This window comes from Solibacillus sp. FSL H8-0523 (assembly GCF_038051985.1).
Lineage (GTDB): Bacteria > Bacillota > Bacilli > Bacillales_A > Planococcaceae > Solibacillus.
Genome location: NZ_CP150291.1, coordinates 1,776,761 through 1,793,285, shown reverse-complemented (window position 1 = coordinate 1,793,285; position 16,525 = coordinate 1,776,761). Strand labels below are relative to the sequence as shown.

Annotated in this window: 19 protein-coding genes and 1 pseudogene; 3 read left to right on the top strand and 17 right to left on the bottom strand. The window is 35.5% G+C overall.

Annotation, left to right across the window (positions count from 1 at the left end):
* Positions 1 to 165 precede the first annotated feature (165 nt).
* Entirely contained in the window at positions 166 to 1,167 is a 1,002-nt protein-coding gene (locus NSQ62_RS08905) for a rod shape-determining protein (protein WP_341323576.1), read from the bottom strand.
* Positions 1,168 to 1,637: 470 nt separating this feature from the next.
* On the opposite strand from NSQ62_RS08905, the gene NSQ62_RS08900 reads away from it, so the two are divergent.
* Positions 1,638 to 1,838, top strand: a complete 201-nt coding sequence (locus NSQ62_RS08900) for a hypothetical protein (RefSeq protein ID WP_341323575.1) — start codon at positions 1,638 to 1,640, stop codon at positions 1,836 to 1,838.
* A 128-nt stretch (positions 1,839 to 1,966) separates the two neighbouring features.
* On the opposite strand, the gene NSQ62_RS08895 is transcribed toward NSQ62_RS08900, so the two are convergent.
* Positions 1,967 to 2,536 carry a hypothetical protein gene (locus NSQ62_RS08895; protein ID WP_341323574.1) on the bottom strand — a complete coding sequence of 190 codons (570 nt, stop codon included), beginning with the start codon at positions 2,534 to 2,536 and terminating at the stop codon, positions 1,967 to 1,969.
* Positions 2,537 to 2,674: 138 nt separating this feature from the next.
* A complete protein-coding gene (locus NSQ62_RS08890) occupies positions 2,675 to 2,935 on the bottom strand; it encodes an alpha/beta-type small acid-soluble spore protein (RefSeq protein ID WP_341323573.1) in 261 nt (86 codons plus the stop codon).
* A 230-nt stretch (positions 2,936 to 3,165) separates the two neighbouring features.
* On the opposite strand from NSQ62_RS08890, the gene NSQ62_RS08885 reads away from it, so the two are divergent.
* Positions 3,166 to 3,318 carry a hypothetical protein gene (locus tag NSQ62_RS08885; RefSeq protein WP_341323572.1) on the top strand — a complete coding sequence of 51 codons (153 nt, stop codon included), beginning with the start codon at positions 3,166 to 3,168 and terminating at the stop codon, positions 3,316 to 3,318.
* 176 nt (positions 3,319 to 3,494) lie between these two features.
* Here the strand turns inward: NSQ62_RS08885 and NSQ62_RS08880 are convergent, their stop codons facing one another.
* The 4 genes from NSQ62_RS08880 to NSQ62_RS08865 form a co-directional block, all read right to left on the bottom strand.
* Positions 3,495 to 3,905 carry a VanW family protein gene (locus tag NSQ62_RS08880; protein ID WP_341323571.1) on the bottom strand — a complete coding sequence of 137 codons (411 nt, stop codon included), beginning with the start codon at positions 3,903 to 3,905 and terminating at the stop codon, positions 3,495 to 3,497.
* An 85-nt stretch (positions 3,906 to 3,990) separates the two neighbouring features.
* Entirely contained in the window at positions 3,991 to 4,743 is a 753-nt protein-coding gene (istB, locus tag NSQ62_RS08875) for an IS21-like element helper ATPase IstB (RefSeq protein ID WP_341320291.1), read from the bottom strand.
* Positions 4,743 to 6,296: an IS21 family transposase gene (istA, locus tag NSQ62_RS08870; protein ID WP_341320290.1), complete on the bottom strand. Its 1,554-nt coding sequence runs from the start codon at positions 6,294 to 6,296 to the stop codon at positions 4,743 to 4,745. Before istA ends, istB begins: the two co-directional genes overlap by 1 nt.
* A gap of 87 nt (positions 6,297 to 6,383) precedes the next feature.
* On the bottom strand, positions 6,384 to 6,896 hold the full coding sequence (locus tag NSQ62_RS08865; RefSeq protein WP_341323570.1) for a hypothetical protein: 513 nt from the start codon (positions 6,894 to 6,896) through the stop codon (positions 6,384 to 6,386).
* 214 nt (positions 6,897 to 7,110) lie between these two features.
* Here NSQ62_RS08865 and NSQ62_RS08860 point away from each other — a divergent pair, with 214 nt between their 5' ends.
* Positions 7,111 to 8,064, top strand: a complete 954-nt coding sequence (locus NSQ62_RS08860; protein ID WP_341323569.1) for a zinc-binding dehydrogenase — start codon at positions 7,111 to 7,113, stop codon at positions 8,062 to 8,064.
* Between the two features lie 215 nt (positions 8,065 to 8,279).
* On the opposite strand, the pseudogene NSQ62_RS08855 reads toward NSQ62_RS08860, so the two are convergent.
* From NSQ62_RS08855 to NSQ62_RS08810, 10 genes and pseudogenes are all read right to left on the bottom strand, one after another.
* Positions 8,280 to 8,819, bottom strand: a pseudogene (locus NSQ62_RS08855) (GNAT family protein).
* Between the two features lie 83 nt (positions 8,820 to 8,902).
* Positions 8,903 to 9,697: an alpha/beta hydrolase gene (locus tag NSQ62_RS08850; RefSeq protein ID WP_341323568.1), complete on the bottom strand. Its 795-nt coding sequence runs from the start codon at positions 9,695 to 9,697 to the stop codon at positions 8,903 to 8,905.
* Positions 9,698 to 9,758: 61 nt separating this feature from the next.
* The gene (locus NSQ62_RS08845; RefSeq protein ID WP_341323908.1) at positions 9,759 to 10,325 is read right to left on the bottom strand and encodes a GNAT family N-acetyltransferase; all 567 of its coding nucleotides are present in this window, start codon (positions 10,323 to 10,325) and stop codon (positions 9,759 to 9,761) included.
* Positions 10,326 to 10,529: 204 nt separating this feature from the next.
* Positions 10,530 to 11,516 carry a phosphotransferase gene (locus NSQ62_RS08840; protein WP_341323567.1) on the bottom strand — a complete coding sequence of 329 codons (987 nt, stop codon included), beginning with the start codon at positions 11,514 to 11,516 and terminating at the stop codon, positions 10,530 to 10,532.
* A gap of 204 nt (positions 11,517 to 11,720) precedes the next feature.
* A complete protein-coding gene (locus NSQ62_RS08835; protein ID WP_341323566.1) occupies positions 11,721 to 12,155 on the bottom strand; it encodes an NUDIX domain-containing protein in 435 nt (144 codons plus the stop codon).
* Between the two features lie 68 nt (positions 12,156 to 12,223).
* Complete coding sequence (locus tag NSQ62_RS08830; protein WP_341323565.1) at positions 12,224 to 12,418, bottom strand: hypothetical protein; 195 nt, start codon at positions 12,416 to 12,418, stop codon at positions 12,224 to 12,226.
* A 143-nt stretch (positions 12,419 to 12,561) separates the two neighbouring features.
* Complete coding sequence (locus NSQ62_RS08825; protein WP_341323564.1) at positions 12,562 to 13,743, bottom strand: MFS transporter; 1,182 nt, start codon at positions 13,741 to 13,743, stop codon at positions 12,562 to 12,564.
* Positions 13,744 to 14,335: 592 nt separating this feature from the next.
* Positions 14,336 to 14,617: a hypothetical protein gene (locus NSQ62_RS08820; protein ID WP_341323563.1), complete on the bottom strand. Its 282-nt coding sequence runs from the start codon at positions 14,615 to 14,617 to the stop codon at positions 14,336 to 14,338.
* 99 nt (positions 14,618 to 14,716) lie between these two features.
* Entirely contained in the window at positions 14,717 to 15,238 is a 522-nt protein-coding gene (locus NSQ62_RS08815) for a GNAT family N-acetyltransferase (protein WP_341323562.1), read from the bottom strand.
* Between the two features lie 52 nt (positions 15,239 to 15,290).
* Positions 15,291 to 16,421 (bottom strand): DUF6688 family protein, encoded by a 1,131-nt coding sequence (locus NSQ62_RS08810; protein WP_341323561.1) that lies wholly within the window; start codon positions 16,419 to 16,421, stop codon positions 15,291 to 15,293.
* Positions 16,422 to 16,525: the final 104 nt, after the last annotated feature.

Genomic DNA, 16,525 nt, shown 5'->3' with positions numbered 1-16,525 from the left:
GTTCGTTTCTTTAACCTTCCAGTATTCAATACTTTCTACAAAAAAATCAACAATCCCTTTTATAAACAAGAAAAAGAACGAATTCATCGGAGGAATTCATTCTTCTTAATTTATACTAACACCACCAAGCAACCGTTTCGCATTAACTTTGACCTACCTATTCCCCTACAGGAACTCCTTGAAATTATTATTTTCAATAATTTTAGCTGTCCCGTTTACTACGTTTTCTAAAGGATTTTCTGCTAAAATTACCGGTAATTTCGTCTCTTCACTAATACTTTTTTCAAGCCAAGGTAATAGCGCAATACCACCACTAAGAAGCAAGCCACGTTCAATAATATCCCCAGCAATTTCAGGTGGCGTTAGTTCAAGTGTTTGTTTAATGACTCCATTAATTTGATCAATCGCTTCTTTTAATACTTGTTCAACTTCAGTTGCTGTCAACTCAATTTTTTGGGGTAACCCTTTTACAACATCACGACCGCCAACAATCATTTTTCCGTTTTGTTCTTCACTAAAAATATTATTTTTTATTTGTTCCGCTGTTGCTTCACCAATTAGTAGATGATGCTTATTTTTAACATGCTTAATAATTAAATGATCCATCTCATCTCCACCGACTTTGATCGAATTACTTACTACGACCCCACCTAGTGAAATAATCGCTACCTCTGTTGTACCACCACCAATATCGACAATCATCGATCCAGTTGGTTCCCAAACCGGTAACCCAGCACCAATCGCTGCGGCAACCGTATCCTCGACAACAATGGCTTCTTTTGCACCGGCTTGTATGGCTGCTTCAATGACAGCACGGCGTTCTACTGCCGTTATATCTGTGGGCATCGAAACGACGATAAAAGGTTTTCGACTTCCAAATCTTTTCGCAGATAGTTCTTTCACATAATGTTGAAGTAATGCCGAAGTAGCTGTAAAGTCAGTAATCACCCCATCACGTATAGGTCGTACAATTTTAATACCAGCATGTGTACGCCCTTGCATCGCTTTCGCTTTCTCTCCAACCGCCAAGACTTTTTGTGTTTTGGTATCAATCGCGATTATAGTAGGTTCATTTACTACAATCCCTTCATTTCTTAAATAAATCAATATATTATCTGTACCTAAATCAATTCCAATTGCCGGTCCTTTATTTGCAAATAAACCCATTCCATCTACTCCCGCTCTATGATGTGAATAACAAACGTTGTACCTTTAAGCTGTGATAAAAGGATGGTATTTATGAGAGCTATTTCAAAAAAATTTTGGATTTCTTAAAATTAGTGTAAAAGAGGAACACAGATTATCTTACGGGTCCTCTTTTGAATCACAAATCACAAAACAATACTTGAAATAGCCCATGAAATTGACACTGTATTCATCCGTGCTTCTGCTTTATAGCATTTATTAGTTTATTTTAGATTGAGGGTTTTTAGTATTCTTTTTTAATACTATTGCCCCCAATCATACAAATTATTATTGCAAGAGGATTCCAATCGAAAGTCCCTAGTTTAACTAAATCATATGTGAAAGTGGTAATACTAAGTAATGCGACTAATTCGGAATATGTAAAAATTAGTAATTAGTTTATAATGATAAATAAGTTTTAATCGAACTACAGTGAGAATGAGGTGAGCAACTTGAAGAAAACCATTTTTACTATAATCAAATGGATAGCAGCAATATATGCTATAGGCTATATTGTTTTTGGATACCCAAAAGATACCTATTTAATGCGAGCAATTACTAGCATTATGTTGACTATTTTTTCTGTTAATGTATTGATTTATTTGTTTAAAAGTATTGAAAAAAAATTAAAAATAAAAACTGAAACATTTTAATTTTTATGAAGTCCCCATTCCTGTGCGATATAGTAGACCAAATCCCCTGTGAAATAAATAGATTTCACAGGGGATTTAAATAGTTATTTTAATTTTTGCTCCGCTAAAGAGTACCCGTTACGTGATAACTACAACTTACCCACTCGTAATTCATAAAAATACTGCACAATAGGATGCTTTAACTTCATCTTCTCGGACATGTTTAACAGTCGTTTTTTTCCAAGCCGTCTGTCCATCAACGCGAGAATATTCAACAGGATATCCTTGCCCTCTAAGCTTTCATCAATAGGCGTGGCTAAAAACTTAGTAGCGACTACCGTAAAATTTGATTTACTAAGTGCTGATTGCGCTGCCAAAATTTCTTTTGAAAGTTCTGTTAGCTTTCGACTTCTAGCTATTACTTGTAAACGGTCCTCAGGAATGGCGCCCTTTGATTCTTTCCTTACCGCTTCAATTTCTTCATCGCTGATTGGAATTTGGATAGCTGCATCATTTTTAATCTCCTGATCCGTCTGATACCATTTGATTAAGGTCGTTTTATCACTCATATTAAAAATATTCTTTTTATCTACTGCAATATAACAAAGCCCTGCTTTATCAGGTGAATATCGGTAGCCGGTTGCGCGGTATTCTACCCTTCCTTGTAATGCAGGACTAAGAAAACTCTCTAAATTTTGCTTTAATTTACTCCAGGACATGTAATTCTCCTTAATTTTTATATGATCATTATTTAGTGTGGCAGTCGTTTTCTTACCAAGAAGACAAATACCACCACATCGATCATACTATATATAAGGTTTAAGTGTAACTTGAATTTGAGCCATTCACTCTTTAATTTACTGATCTTTCCTTATGCTTTCTTGTGCCATCTTCACTAGCTCCTTGACCATGCTTCCTCCAATTTTTCCGCCAACTTTACCAGCTTCAGCAGAAGTAAGTTGACCGTTGTATCCATCTTTCAACGGAATACCTAATTCCTTAGCTACCTCTAATGCTGCATCTTCAGGTTTACTAGTACCGATTACTTTCGCCTTTAATTGATCTAGCTCTTGTCTAGCTTCAGGTACCAGAATTTTGTTTCGATTTTTATTTGCCATCAAAATCACTCCTTTTTACTAGCATGAGCACTAAAATTCAAAAAATGTTATGTAGATAATGTTAATCATTCATCCACTTTCTTATTCTTGAACAGATTCATTTTGAAATCGGTCGAAAAAATAAATATTCTGAATTTTTAAAATTTATTGTGGTATTAATTCCCCCTCTGTTATATAATAGATTTAATAAATAATTATTGTTATACACCAAAAAAAAGGGGGGTACTAAAATGATTTCAGAAAAAGAGCGTCAAAACATGGTTCAATTTTTAGTTCTGTATTTTAAATCCGATCCAAACCAGTTGAATAACTTGACTGATTCTTCATTAGCAAGCACATATGAATTCGCCTACTCAAGAACATTAATGGAATGTGATTTCTAGAAGTAACGTCAGTAACAGCATGCCTAAACTAAAAAAACAAATCCCCCTGCAAATTATTAGATTTGCAGGGGGATTTGTTTATGTTACGTCCTATTGATTAGTTTCAAAGTCCAAATTCATTCTATTTATTCCATTTCAAAAATCATTGCTAACTGATCTGAAAATCGCGCGCCAATTCAGGAACGGGCGGTATCGGGTACTTCACCTCTGAAAAGTTTTTGATTAGTAATTCCTCTTTTATCATTTGTCCCGTTACTCATCCCTTCAATATAGCCTTTTGCTTTAGTCGCTTTCCCTACTAGTTGCCAAAAAGAAAAAGTTTCACCAGGCTTAATGATTACGCCATCGATTTTACTCGTAGCAATTTTTAAATTCGTTATTTTGTTTTCTTGTAATTTAGGATCACTGTTTCCTAATTTTCTTCTCAGCAATGATTGGTGTTTTTTACCAGTATAAGGAAATGTAGTTGATAACTCTTTATGCGTGGCAAATCGTTTTCTTTCTTTTAAATTTGCTAAAAACCGAAAAAGTCTTTTTTGCCCGATTCGTATGTGATAGAAGATTGGATGAAGTTCAGAAAGTCTCAATATTATTTTCCTCCCTATTTTAAACATCCCCACTTGTATTTCGCAACTAAAAATTGAGCCATTTATTAATTAAAATATGAGCCACTTAAAAGTTGCTCTGTTCCATCCATTCTTTCGTCTCCAAAATACGGTATGAGCTACCGACCATGTTGATGATGTGTGCTCGATGTGTGAGTCGATCAGTTAAAGCTGAAGTTAGTACTGGATCGTGGAATACTTCTTCCCATCGCTCAAATGTTAGATTACTTGTAATAATGGTCGCTGCCCGACCAGCACGTAATGATAAGTGTGTGAAAAGAAGCTCTGCTCCTTCTTTATCAAATGAAATGTAACCTAATTCATCAATAATGACTAAATCATACTTCTCAAATTTCAGTTCAAATGAGCGTAACGTTCTTGCTGAACGGCTCTCTTTTAATTGATTCACAAGTGAGGCTACACTTGTGAAATACACTTTATAGCCTGCTAAACAGGCTTCAATTCCTAATCCAATCGCAAGATGGGTTTTACCGGTACCAGGGGATCCAATTAATAATACATTCTGCTTCTCTTGAATAAACTTTAGTTCTTTCAAATGGGGAAGGCGAACCGCCGCATTTTGCGGCAGTGCCTCTACATCTAATTCCTCTAAAAGCTTTTTTTCTGGGAAGTTCGCTAATCGGATTCGGTTAGCTTTTGCTCGAACGTATCGGTCCTCCATTTCCTGTTTTAAAGCGAAATACATAAACTCGGCCGGCGAGGAATGCTGCTCAAATATGGCTTCCTGTTCAAGTAAATAGCGAATACTTGGTAAACGTAGTTCTTTACACATTTCAATCATTTCTGTTTGCTTGTCCATTAATGAATCACTCCTGTTCCTTTAGAATGAAATAATGCTGCTAATGACGATAAATTATCTAAGGATTGGCTGGTGACATCATCTTGGTCAGTAAGAACAGTACGTACTTCAGCTGACTGCTCTGCTAAGAAAATGATTTTTTCGGTTGTTATATGAACCAAAGGGTTCTTTTCAAGTTCGGTAATTACTTCTAGTACTCTTGTTAGGCAATCTCGTTCTTTTACATAGACAAGCAGCTCTAGAAAATCTTTTTCATTTCCGATATAATAGCGTTGGTAGATATTTTTTATATCTTTTGGTGCTTGGCTCAAACATTCACTTTGGGCTAAGGCACCTTTTTTCTTTTCAAGGGTATTTAAATAGTGGTAGATATTCATCACCCAAGTATGAACTTGCCAGCTTCTTTTATGCTTCGCGATGCATTCACCTTCGCTAAATAGAAGCACTTCTTCTGCGCGAGCTTTCAACTTAATGTATTCTCCTACACGTCCCTCAGGGACAGAATAACGATTTTGACGATAGGTAACGGTACTATATTTATCCACACGTAGCTCCACTAATTCTGCTGGATCAAACGGTGCTGCTGTTAAACTACCTGCTCGTTCAGCTCTTTCTTCTAACATTAATTCATGATGCGTTTTCTCTTTCAAATAATGTGGACGGTTATTTAGTTTTTCAATGATGGAGACTAAATATTGCTGTGCCTCTTCCAAAGAAATATACGTATCTCGATGCGCAAATGCTTTCCGACGAATGTATTCTACACTTCGCTCCACATGGCCTTTTTCATTTCCTTTACGAGGCTGACAAAGTCTTATTTGAAAATGATAATGTAAGGATAAACTTTTCATACCATCGGTAATGAAGCGGTCATTCCCAACGAAGTTTTTGACAACTGTTCGCATATTGTCATATGTAAAAACATTCGGCACAAATCCTAATGCTTCTATACATTTTACATGTGCATCCTGTACGCAAATCATCGTTTCAGATTCATAAAGACGTGCATAGCGTTCATTACTATAGGCTAGGGTAAATACTGCTAGTGAAAAACTTCTTAGCTTGCCATCGATAAATAACTTTACTTCTCCCCAATCAAACTCAATCTCACGACCTACAGCTGGATCCTGACGGATGAATACTTCTTTCTGCTTTTGTTCCTCACGATTAACGAAGTTGCGAACGGTCGTATAGCTAATTTTAAATCCTTCATCCAAAAGCTTTTCATGCATATCAATGATCTTTAACTGTTGCTTATGCATATTTAATTCACGCTTCTGTTCATTCTGTTTCATCATTTGACGAAGTCGTTTCATAATCGTATTTGTTAAAGCTACCTTTTTTCCATTTCGCTTTTTATAAGCCGGAGGCGTTACGTAATTGTCTGTAACCGGTAAATTCCTCGTATCTTGTTGTCTTGCTGCGAGATCCTGCTCTATATATTTTTTAACGGTATTGCGTGACATCTTGAGCTTCTCCGCAATTTGACGTTGGCTTGTCTTGTGCTGGTAGTACTCAATCAGCACTAATTGCTTTTTCTCCAAACTGATCACCTCTATATCCTCCCAACTTTTAACAGTTAGGGTTATTTTGATATAAAGTGGCTCTCATTTCAATTGCGTTAGTGGCTCAGTTTTAGCTTAACAAATACACCCACTGGCAAAATATTGGAATTCCCCTTCTTTATTAAAGCTGAATGTTACAGAATATCTTTCATCTGTGCTTAAATCATCCAAAAAATAACCTATTTCTATATTATTAGAAAGAATAAAGAAGTACGCAATAGACATGTGGAATGCTGCCTGTTCAATTGGTAAGCCTATGTCGTCATCATCAAAGTCTTTTTTAAAAAATACTTTACCATCAGAAATAGTTGCTTCGATACCAAATTCAGACTTTAGATGCGCGAAATCATTTTCACTAATTAATCTCATAATTCTTCTTGAATTACTATCAGCAATTTGTAGATATATACTATATTCATCAAGCTGTCTTAAATATTCGTCAGAAGCACGTTTATTTTCTTTTTTTAGTTCTTCTATTTGAATTTTATAATCTTCTTCGATACTAGAAATTTTAGCAGCTTCCTCTTCTTTGCAACCAGATAATATTAATATGAAAAGAAAAACGATACCGTATATTGATTTATACATAATTAATCCTCCTTAATACCGATGCACGCTTATTTCTTAGTAGTATCCATAATCTTAGCTAGTTAATATTCAAATTTCTACTAATCGTTTACGAAATTTTACAAATTATATATTCTCCTTCTTTAGACAAACTATTATGAATCACAAAAGAAGGTGATTGCGTATTTAGTAACAGTAGGAGATAAAAGGAATTACCATTTCAGGAGGGATTTTAATGAAAGGTTGGCTATTTACAGGTACAAATATTCCATTGAAACTAATTGAAAAAGAGGACCCTAAGGTAACACCGAATCATGTTGTAATTGATATAAAGGCTTCAGGATTGTGTCATTCGGATGTTGCAGCATTACAAGACCCTGGATGGATGCCGTTATTCCCAAATGGTCCTGTCATTATGGGCCATGAGTGTGCTGGTGTCATTTCCGAAGTTGGTGAAGGTGTTAGTAATTTAAAAGTTGGTGACCGTGTAGGGGTTAACCCTCTTGATCGTGAAACACGTGAAGCAGCTGGTTATAATTATGATGGTGGCTACGCAAATAAAGTATTAGTTCCTGCAAAGCTCTGTGTTAAAATTCCCGAGGGCGTATCTTTTGTGGAAGGTGCCGCTTCAACTGATGCAGGTTTAACAGCCTACCATGCGCTTTTCGCAATTGGCCAAGCGAAACCTGGCATGAAAGTTGGCATTATCGGGGTTGGCGGTCTTGGTCAATTTGCTTTACAAATGGCGATGATTAAAGGCTGTGAAGTGTATGCATCCGATGTATCTGAAGCTGCTATGCAATTAGCGAAAGAATTAGGATGTAAAAAGGTATATAACAATACTGTGGATATGAAAGAAGCTGAATGTGATCTAATTGTTGACTTTGCTGGCTTCGGAAAAACAACAGCCGATGCTTTAGAAGCGATTAAGCCTACAGGGACGGTCGTTATAGTAGGTATGGGTATTCTCCAATCAGAAATCAATACGTATTTAATGATTACAAAGGAAATTAAACTCCTTGGAAGTAATGGTGGAACAGTAGAAGATCTTCAAGGTGTATACGAATGCTTTGCTACCGGTAAAATGACCCCACAGTTAACAACCATTCCATTCGAAGAAATCGACGTAGGCTTAGAAAAATTAAAAAATCACGAAGTAAAAGGTCGTTTAGTGGCGGTATTTGATTAAATTCACATAAAGCAGACGACCAGCTAACTACTTTTGTCGATATACAACGTAAGAATGCACGAATTTATGTAGAAATTCCTAATAGATTTTAAGCAATTGGTGTGATAAAGAAAATGCCAAGAACGCTGTTAAATCAATGTTCTTGGCTTTACTTCGTGCTCCGAAACTTTAATTTCGGAACGTTTTTTCAGTTGCTTGTGCATAGCTATACAGGGTTAAGCTTTCTGGACGTCCCATTCTTCTCGTAAAATTCCCATTCTAATCGAATCGTAGTAATTCCCTTCATAATAACGAACTTTACGAATACTGGCCTCTAATTGCATTCCTAACTTTTCTCCCACACGAATCATCCGTTCATTTCCAGACCATGTAGTAAAGCCAACACGAACCAAAGGCATCGTATTAAATAGGTGATCAATCCAGAGTTTTAGAGTACGAGTGCCTAGCCCTTTTCCCCATTTTCCACCTTCGTAAAAAAGAATGCCTATCTCTAACCATTTCGAGGCTTCATGTTCCCAATAATAAGATACTGTTCCACACAAAATCCCATCTACTTCAACTGCCCAAACGTTTTGTTGACTCATCCACTCTCTGCCGATAGGTAAAAATTCATCGAAAGATTTTGTTTCATGCGGGTAATACGGTGCATTCTATTTTTTCCATTCAGGTTTTTCTTCGTTAAATTCTAATTCCCAAATACGATGTAAATCCGTTTCTTCTATTGGACGAATTATTAAGTTTTGATCTTTATACAATTTATAGTTCCTCTTTTCAAATAGATTTCGTTTATCCCCCGTTAGTGCAATAGGAAACTCATATTTATGAAAAGTTATACTATTCAGAAATTTTCGGACTCAAGTCTGTTTAACCAGTTATGAACTAGTGAATTAAATACATCGGTTTGTTCGATTTGTAGGTTATGACCAGCCATATCAAGCACTGCAAAAGTAGCTCTTGGGTAATCTTCAATTAGTCGCCACGCATCATGATAACCTACTACATTGTCTTGACGCCCTGTGATAATTAGCGTGGGATACTCAAGTTTAGATCTTATATCGAAGGTAAAGCCATATCCATTTTGACGAATGTGGTTTACGAATTCATAATTTGTTTGTTTAGAAGGAAGTAAAATTTCATTTCGAAACCTCTCCCATTCAGTTTGACCTTGTACTACTCCCATGGAACAAAATTCATCAGCCTCCTCTGGAGACAAATTTGATATCAAGCTACTGTCTCTTTTTAGAACGGTCTGCGGTGGTACTACCCTTTCATCGAATTCAGGTATAGTCAATGGAGCCATCAGCAGTAATCCTCGAACTGTATCCCGTCGTGTACGGACTATACCTCTGGCAATGTACCCTCCATATGAATTACCACAAATAATAAACGGTTGACCAGGGATAATCTTGTCCAAAAGACGTAATATTGCTTCTAAAATATCATCAGAGTTCTGAATAGATGGTTGTGACTCGGAATGCCCCATACCTGGTAAGTCTATGTATATTCTCTTCCAACCGCTTCGTTTCTCGAATAACGGTTCCATTGCATGTAACATCACCTGATGGTCAAGTGTCCAACCATGTAACATTACGATGGGATATCCATCTCCAATTACTTTATGATAAATTGACATGATTTGTTTCCCCTTTCTCTGTAAACCCAATGTATCGACATGGACATTTAATCCTGAAATATTAATGTGAGTTTTTATAATAAACTAAATGGTCGGTCCATTCGTCATGTTCGTATATAAAGCCTTTACGAATGCATTCAAATGTCATTCGTACACTTTCAATTAATTTAATAGACGGTATATTATCCAGATTAATATGAGCTTCAATACGATGAAACTTAATTTGTTCAAACGCCAGTCTAATAGCTGCACTCACCGATTCTTTACCGTAACCATTTCTCCAGTACTGATTATGTATGGTATACCCTATCCGGCCCCATTGAAAATCATCTCTTGCTAAAGTTGAAAAATCAATCATACCTATATGTGAGCCATCTGTTTTTTTAAATACACCAAATATATATGTATTATCTGAAAGTGCTAATTCTTGATGTTTGTGTACTAAGTTATGAAACCATTCTAGTGTACATTCACTCATATCTATTTTTCCTTGATCGTGGCGATTTTGTGATGGAAAACGGTTTTCAAATCCCTTCAACCAATTCTCATAGTCACCCGTCGTTAATGGCCTTATTATTAATCTATCTGTTTCTAAATTATATTCGAACTTTTTCACTTTCAATGCGATATCTCCTTTGAGTACTATCCCCTTTATATTTGTCTATTCAGAAAATTCGATTCAAATTACTCTATCATAGGTCGTTTGTATTGCGAATATTCCCAAACCCTCGATTGGAAACCTACTGATCATAAGTAGCCAAATCAGCCCCATTCAATTGAACAGGGCTGATTGATATCCTAACTTGCATGCATTTTGAAATATTCATTAGATTTATTTTGTATAATTTATAGTATTTCTTAATTTATCTGCAACATGAACTAACTTTACCTTTAAATTATTAAACCAAGGTGGCGTATCATTAATTTCCCCGTAATCTAAAGATTTCAATAATCGAGCATACTTATATAAGTTTGCGTATCTTTGAAACTGTGGAAATTGAGCCACTACATCATTTTCTAAAGCCATTTTGGTACGATAGCCTTTTAAAAATGAATGAACCAATAATTTTGATTGAGGATTATCGTCTACAATAAAATCATCAAGTGCTGTTACAAGGTCTAATGCATACCAATGATACATGGCATCATCAAAGTCAATGACACTAAAATACGGGTCCTTATCCTCTTCAAAAAATAAATTATCTAATTGAAAATCATAATGGATTAATCCAAATACATCTTTGGCGGTAGATAATGATTGAAGCCAATTCGTTATCTCACGTAACTCCTGAAGCGCTAATTCTTCTCCGGGATGCTTTTTAAATACACTTTCCATGAATTGTACGGTATCTAGCCAGCTCTTTCTTCTGTCACTAACCGGCTCGTATTTTTTTGATAAACAATGAAGGGATGCAAGTGATTTTCCCCATGCCTCCATCTGTTTTTCAGTAATTGTATCTTCATCCAAGTTGATTCCATTAGCAGCATTAAAGACGACGGCAATATACGTACCATCTGGTGTTTTTAACGTTTCAATTAATTTTTTATTGTTTGATTGAATTGGTGTTACAGTTGGAAATCCATTTGATTGTAAATATTGCATAAACGCTAACTCTGCTTTTATTTGTTCAATCGAATTATCCTGCTCAAAACTAAGTCTTAAAAAGTATTGAACTTGATTACAGTTAAAAGCATACACAAAGTTTGAACTTGCACGCCACAGTTCCAAAGTTCCCTCGTCATATTCCCAAAATTGAAGAAGACTTTGAGCAAGTGCGTCAGATGCAACTCCTCTTACCATATTCCCTAAATCCATCATCTTGCATTTTCCTCCCATTACCTTTGAGAGGATTAAACCTTAATTAAGAAGTAATCCCTCTCATTAGCATCCTATTTTGAAGTTCTATCATTTTCAATAAGTCACCCCTTCCCTAAGTTTCGGCTATAAAAATCAATAGCCAGACAGGTTTTAATTCGACATAAAACCACAAATCCCTCTATATGGGAATTTTATATGTACAATCTATGCAATATTTAAGTATTGTTTTATTAAGTATAAATGATGTTCATGGAAAAGATGCTTTTCTAAATAATTGAAATCGACCCAACGCATTGTTTCTTTTTCAACTGGCTCTGCTATCTTTTCTAGTAGTTCACAAACGTATAATATTCCGATATTATGTTGAGAATCATAAGGATATTTTGCTGAAACCCAGTGTCTTTCAGCTTTACCTATAACTTCAACGATTTGAATTTCATGACCCGTTTCCTCAATGCTCTCTCTTAATAATGCAAGTTCAGGAGATTCCTCTCCTTCAACTCCTCCACCCACTAAAAATAAATTTCCATCCAAATCTTCTACACATAAAAATTGTTGATGGTCATTACGAATGACAGCATATGCTCCATTTCTTTTCCAATAATTCAAATCATAATTGCGTTTACCAAAAATTATCATTTCAAGCCTCCTAATTGGATTTTAAAACAATGCGAGATTGAAGTGAACCTTAAATATTTAAACTACTATTAAACCCCATCTAAAACTGTTAACAGAGCAATTGTTATACAAGATACCATAACCGTAAATGCTCCTGTCATTAAATAGACGTTTAATTTGAAGTCCTTATCATTACGTGATTTATCGATGATAAGTGCTAAGTTTAAGCAAAATATAATTGCTAAAATAGGTGTTCCATATACAGCCATAAAAATGAAAAACATCGTAACCTCCTGATAATATGTAATGTTTTACAATTTTATCATAATTCATTAATTTTAAGCGTCCCCAATTGTTTTTTTGGGGGCATTCTAATCATAAGTAGTCAAAACACCCCACATTCAATTGAATGGAGGGTGTAAAGGATTTATACAAATCTTTTTTGTACACAACTAAAATAAATTGCGGACAGTAGTAATAGTAAACCTGCACCAATGAAAAGCCATTGTACAGAAAAAACATTTGCAAATACCCCTGCAAGTAATGTTGATAAACCGAATAACATTGAGGTTAATACACCTTGTGCACTATACACTTTTATAAGTTGATCATCCGTTGCTTTTAATTGTAGCCACGTACCAAGTAGGATTCCTTTGAACTGATCAAAAACTCCGAAGAATAGACTTAATAATAGTGCTACAATTGCCACGCGATTAAATCCAAACAAAATCATTGTAATCGCCATTGCAAACGATGAAAATAACACAATATATTTTAAGTTTTTTTCAAAAAATTGCTCATATTTGGTACAAATAAAACCACCTATAACTAATCCAATGAAGAAGGTCGTATTAATATAACCCCACCATGCCTCAGAGACATGTAGTACGTCAGCAACAAAAAGATACATAATGGCTGCAACCCAAACCACATTTGCAATGGATTCAAAGATAACCATTACATGAATCGTACGGAAGGAATGATTGTTCCATATTAGTTGAAAGCCTTCTGTTAACTGTTGTTTTTTAGGGATATTTCTTTTTCTTTCAAATGGCGTATGGTCAATAACAAACAACAGACACAATGTAGAAAGTACAAATAGTATGAACGTTATCCAAATAACAATTTCCCCATTCATTGCTGCCACAAGTATCCCGCCCAGTGCCCATCCACCAAGCTGTGTCGATTCATTTATCATTGATAAAAGGCCATTAGCGCGTAGAAGCTGGGATTTATCCACGATTCGAGGAATAAGCGCAGTGCTAGCTGGTTGTGCAAGTCCATCTAAAAATGCGACGGCAAAGATGATACTAAACATAAAGTATAATGACAGTGTATAGAGTGAACCCACTGCCAATATTAACAACAAAGCTGTTTTTAATGCTTGAGAAATAACGAGTAACTGCTTTAAACGATAATGATTAAATACTAGGGGGGCAAAACTGCTACTAATCATACGACCAGTCATGTTTAAAAATGGTAATAACGCCATGTAAAATGGCGATTCACTTGCCTGATATAAAATAGAAATTAACCCAACTATATAAAAAACGTCACCTAAGTTTGCAAATAACTGACTAATCCATAAAAAATGAAACGATTTTTTCATCTTCACTACCCTTTCTTGTATTAAAAATTCAAAAGGTAGTTAAAGTTACACTCGTATCTCCTCCAATTCACTTCGATATACCACTAGTTAACATTCAAATTAAGGCTTTCGAAACGTACTGTAATTATGTATTTTTGGTAGGAAGATGAAATATTAATTTTAATTATAACAAAAAACTGTCTATTTAAAACGTCCCCAAACCTGTATAGCTGCTAGATCAAATGTTCCCTATGTCATTTGGGAACGTTATTTGTATACTTTTTTGCACCTATAAAATAAGCGCTAACGCCTAATAAGTAACCTCCACTAATACAAATTACAGTTCCGACTATAACCCATATAGTAGATAGATATATCCCAGACATAAACATTATTAATCCAATGAAAAAGAAAACTAACCATTTATTCAAAATTAATCACCTCTGATTATTTCTTTATGTCGTTTACTGCTTTCTCTTAATTTTGAATTAATAGATAAACATGAGATGGCTATTACAACAACCTCCAATACATCGAAAATATGTGCCCAAACCGGTGTTTAAGAAGGGGGGGTTGATTAATCCGTACTAATCCGTATAACCCCAATAAGAACTTATTTTTTATTTTTCATTTCTAAAAGTATCGGCGCTATATTTAGTAAGATCGAAACAATTGTCAGAAACCAAAATGCCTTATTCATAGCAGGTACTTCCCTTAAAGCTGACCAATCTTCACTTTGTATCCAATTAGATACAAGGCTCTGTTCTGCACAGAGTGTCAATGCCGTAAGTGACAACCCCATTGCCATCGCAAGTTTGTAATCTTTACCTATTGCGTACATAAAAAGATTGATAAAAGTTGCTGCTATCGCAAGAAGACCTAATATTAACCACATAATGATCCCTCCAATATCTTTCCAATTTATAGTATAGACATGAATTAGCATGATATGGTTCCCAAAATTGTTGATTGCTCACAGTTCTTTCCGAAACCCCTATTCTACTAGGGATTCTGTTGTTTTCTTATCGAGATTTTTAATCGCATGCACCGAGTTATCCTGAATGATACCTGTTTCTACAAAACCAAATGAAGCGTATAATTCTTTAGCTATGACATTATTTTTATGATAAAAGAGGTCTACATATTGTGATTCCCCATCTGGGAGATTTTCAATATCCGCCAACATTTTTTCAAAGGCAAGCTTGCCATATCCTTTACCTTGATAACGCTGATCAATCATAAAATGCCAAATGAAATAGGCCTTCTCCCCGTAATAAACTTCATTTTGAAATGATTCATGATCCGTCGTATCATAAATATACATCAAAAACCCAACCATCGTATCATCCACATAAATGGCTAGCGGCGTCGCTGGTATACCGTCTGCATTCAACATATGCGCATCTGCAAAGCTTCTGAGGTTCGTTGTTTCTATAAAATCTTTCTGGTTTTCTCCAACCTCAAGTGCTACTACTTCATCTATGTTATCCCCGTCTATTTTTCGTAATTCAATCATTTTTTTATCTCCTCTCCTAAGTCAATCCATTTCCACAATTTGAACTTTATTTTTACTTTCTCAACTCACTATATTGCATATGAATTCTATTTTCCGGTTTTTTGTCTACCGTATATAGCACAACAAGGAAGAACCATTCTAAAGGCTTCATTAAAAGGTACATGACGTCTGCGGACCATTTTGAATTGATATGCCTACTTATTGGATAGCCATATCGATCGTAAAAATTACGGATGACTTTATGGAAGGCTGGCATATATTGTTCTAGAATGTTTTCAAATGCATTAGCAATCAGCAGCTGGCGGTTCACGGGGATTCTTAATCCGCTTCTAATGCCCGCTCTGATTGGTTTGACCAATTTTTTATGCCCCTTAGCGGAGACCGTACACAAATAATGCCCATCAGCCTGTACTATTTCTGGTTTAGGCGCAGGAATATTCGAATAGTTGAAAGAGCTTGTCTCAAGGAACATGCGGATAAAGCTATCTGGGCGTTGGCCAAACAAGACCAAAATCAGCTGGATGATGACCAAGACTGGAAATAAACATATTGCCCATACTTTTGACATCTGTTGATAGTTGCTAGATATTTTGTAGAGAAATAGCATAAATTTATTGCTGTACTCCACCTCTTTTTCATTTTGGCTAATAAGAAAATGATTCAGGGAATCTTTCAACCTTGCGATATATAAGAAAAATAGTGATACAAAGCTAATTTGCAGAAGGAGGACCGAATATTCATCACCATCGTGTGAAAAGCCTGTATGAGTAAGATAGGCAACTGCAAATAGGATATTAGATATCATTAATGTACTACCTATCACATACAAAATCGGCGAAAGAGACCCAGCATTAAGACTTATGATCAAAAAAGAAAACATACCTACTGTCAATAAGACAACAACTGATACTATATATTCATTGGCCAGAGAAGCATATCCATTTGCCTTAGCACCAGTAAATTCAAAAACACGCAATCGCTCACCAGCCTCCACGGCACTACCGTTCAGATAAAAGCCAAGCAAAAGTAAACTATAAATAACCATGGAACAATAGGAATCAATTGTTTTCATTTTGACCGAGCCACCCTCAACATCATGTGACTGCGTCTTCCTAGTAAAACTTTGAACCATTCTGATTAAGGCATATAAAGGAATTGCAATTAAAACAATTAAAAGTAGCATTATCTAGAAATACAACCTCCTTCCAAGCAATTAAATTCGGAACAATACCCTACTATTAAAGACGAACGATGACCCTTTTTGCAGAAACACGCATGTTTACGGAA

Coding starts and splice junctions, on each gene's coding strand:
- NSQ62_RS08890 (WP_341323573.1), bottom strand. CDS start 2,935: ATGGCAAATAAAAATCGAAACAAAATTCTGGTACCTGAAGCTAGACAA.
- NSQ62_RS08895 (WP_341323574.1), bottom strand. CDS start 2,536: ATGTCCTGGAGTAAATTAAAGCAAAATTTAGAGAGTTTTCTTAGTCCT.
- NSQ62_RS08830 (WP_341323565.1), bottom strand. CDS start 12,418: ATGTTTTTCATTTTTATGGCTGTATATGGAACACCTATTTTAGCAATT.
- NSQ62_RS08820 (WP_341323563.1), bottom strand. CDS start 14,617: ATGTGGTTAATATTAGGTCTTCTTGCGATAGCAGCAACTTTTATCAAT.
- NSQ62_RS08835 (WP_341323566.1), bottom strand. CDS start 12,155: ATGATAATTTTTGGTAAACGCAATTATGATTTGAATTATTGGAAAAGA.
- NSQ62_RS08850 (WP_341323568.1), bottom strand. CDS start 9,697: ATGTCAATTTATCATAAAGTAATTGGAGATGGATATCCCATCGTAATG.
- NSQ62_RS08885 (WP_341323572.1), top strand. CDS start 3,166: ATGATTTCAGAAAAAGAGCGTCAAAACATGGTTCAATTTTTAGTTCTG.
- NSQ62_RS08905 (WP_341323576.1), bottom strand. CDS start 1,167: ATGGGTTTATTTGCAAATAAAGGACCGGCAATTGGAATTGATTTAGGT.
- NSQ62_RS08865 (WP_341323570.1), bottom strand. CDS start 6,896: ATGTATAAATCAATATACGGTATCGTTTTTCTTTTCATATTAATATTA.
- istB (WP_341320291.1), bottom strand. CDS start 4,743: ATGGACAAGCAAACAGAAATGATTGAAATGTGTAAAGAACTACGTTTA.
- NSQ62_RS08860 (WP_341323569.1), top strand. CDS start 7,111: ATGAAAGGTTGGCTATTTACAGGTACAAATATTCCATTGAAACTAATT.
- NSQ62_RS08810 (WP_341323561.1), bottom strand. CDS start 16,421: ATGCTACTTTTAATTGTTTTAATTGCAATTCCTTTATATGCCTTAATC.
- NSQ62_RS08825 (WP_341323564.1), bottom strand. CDS start 13,743: ATGAAAAAATCGTTTCATTTTTTATGGATTAGTCAGTTATTTGCAAAC.
- NSQ62_RS08840 (WP_341323567.1), bottom strand. CDS start 11,516: ATGATGGATTTAGGGAATATGGTAAGAGGAGTTGCATCTGACGCACTT.
- NSQ62_RS08815 (WP_341323562.1), bottom strand. CDS start 15,238: ATGATTGAATTACGAAAAATAGACGGGGATAACATAGATGAAGTAGTA.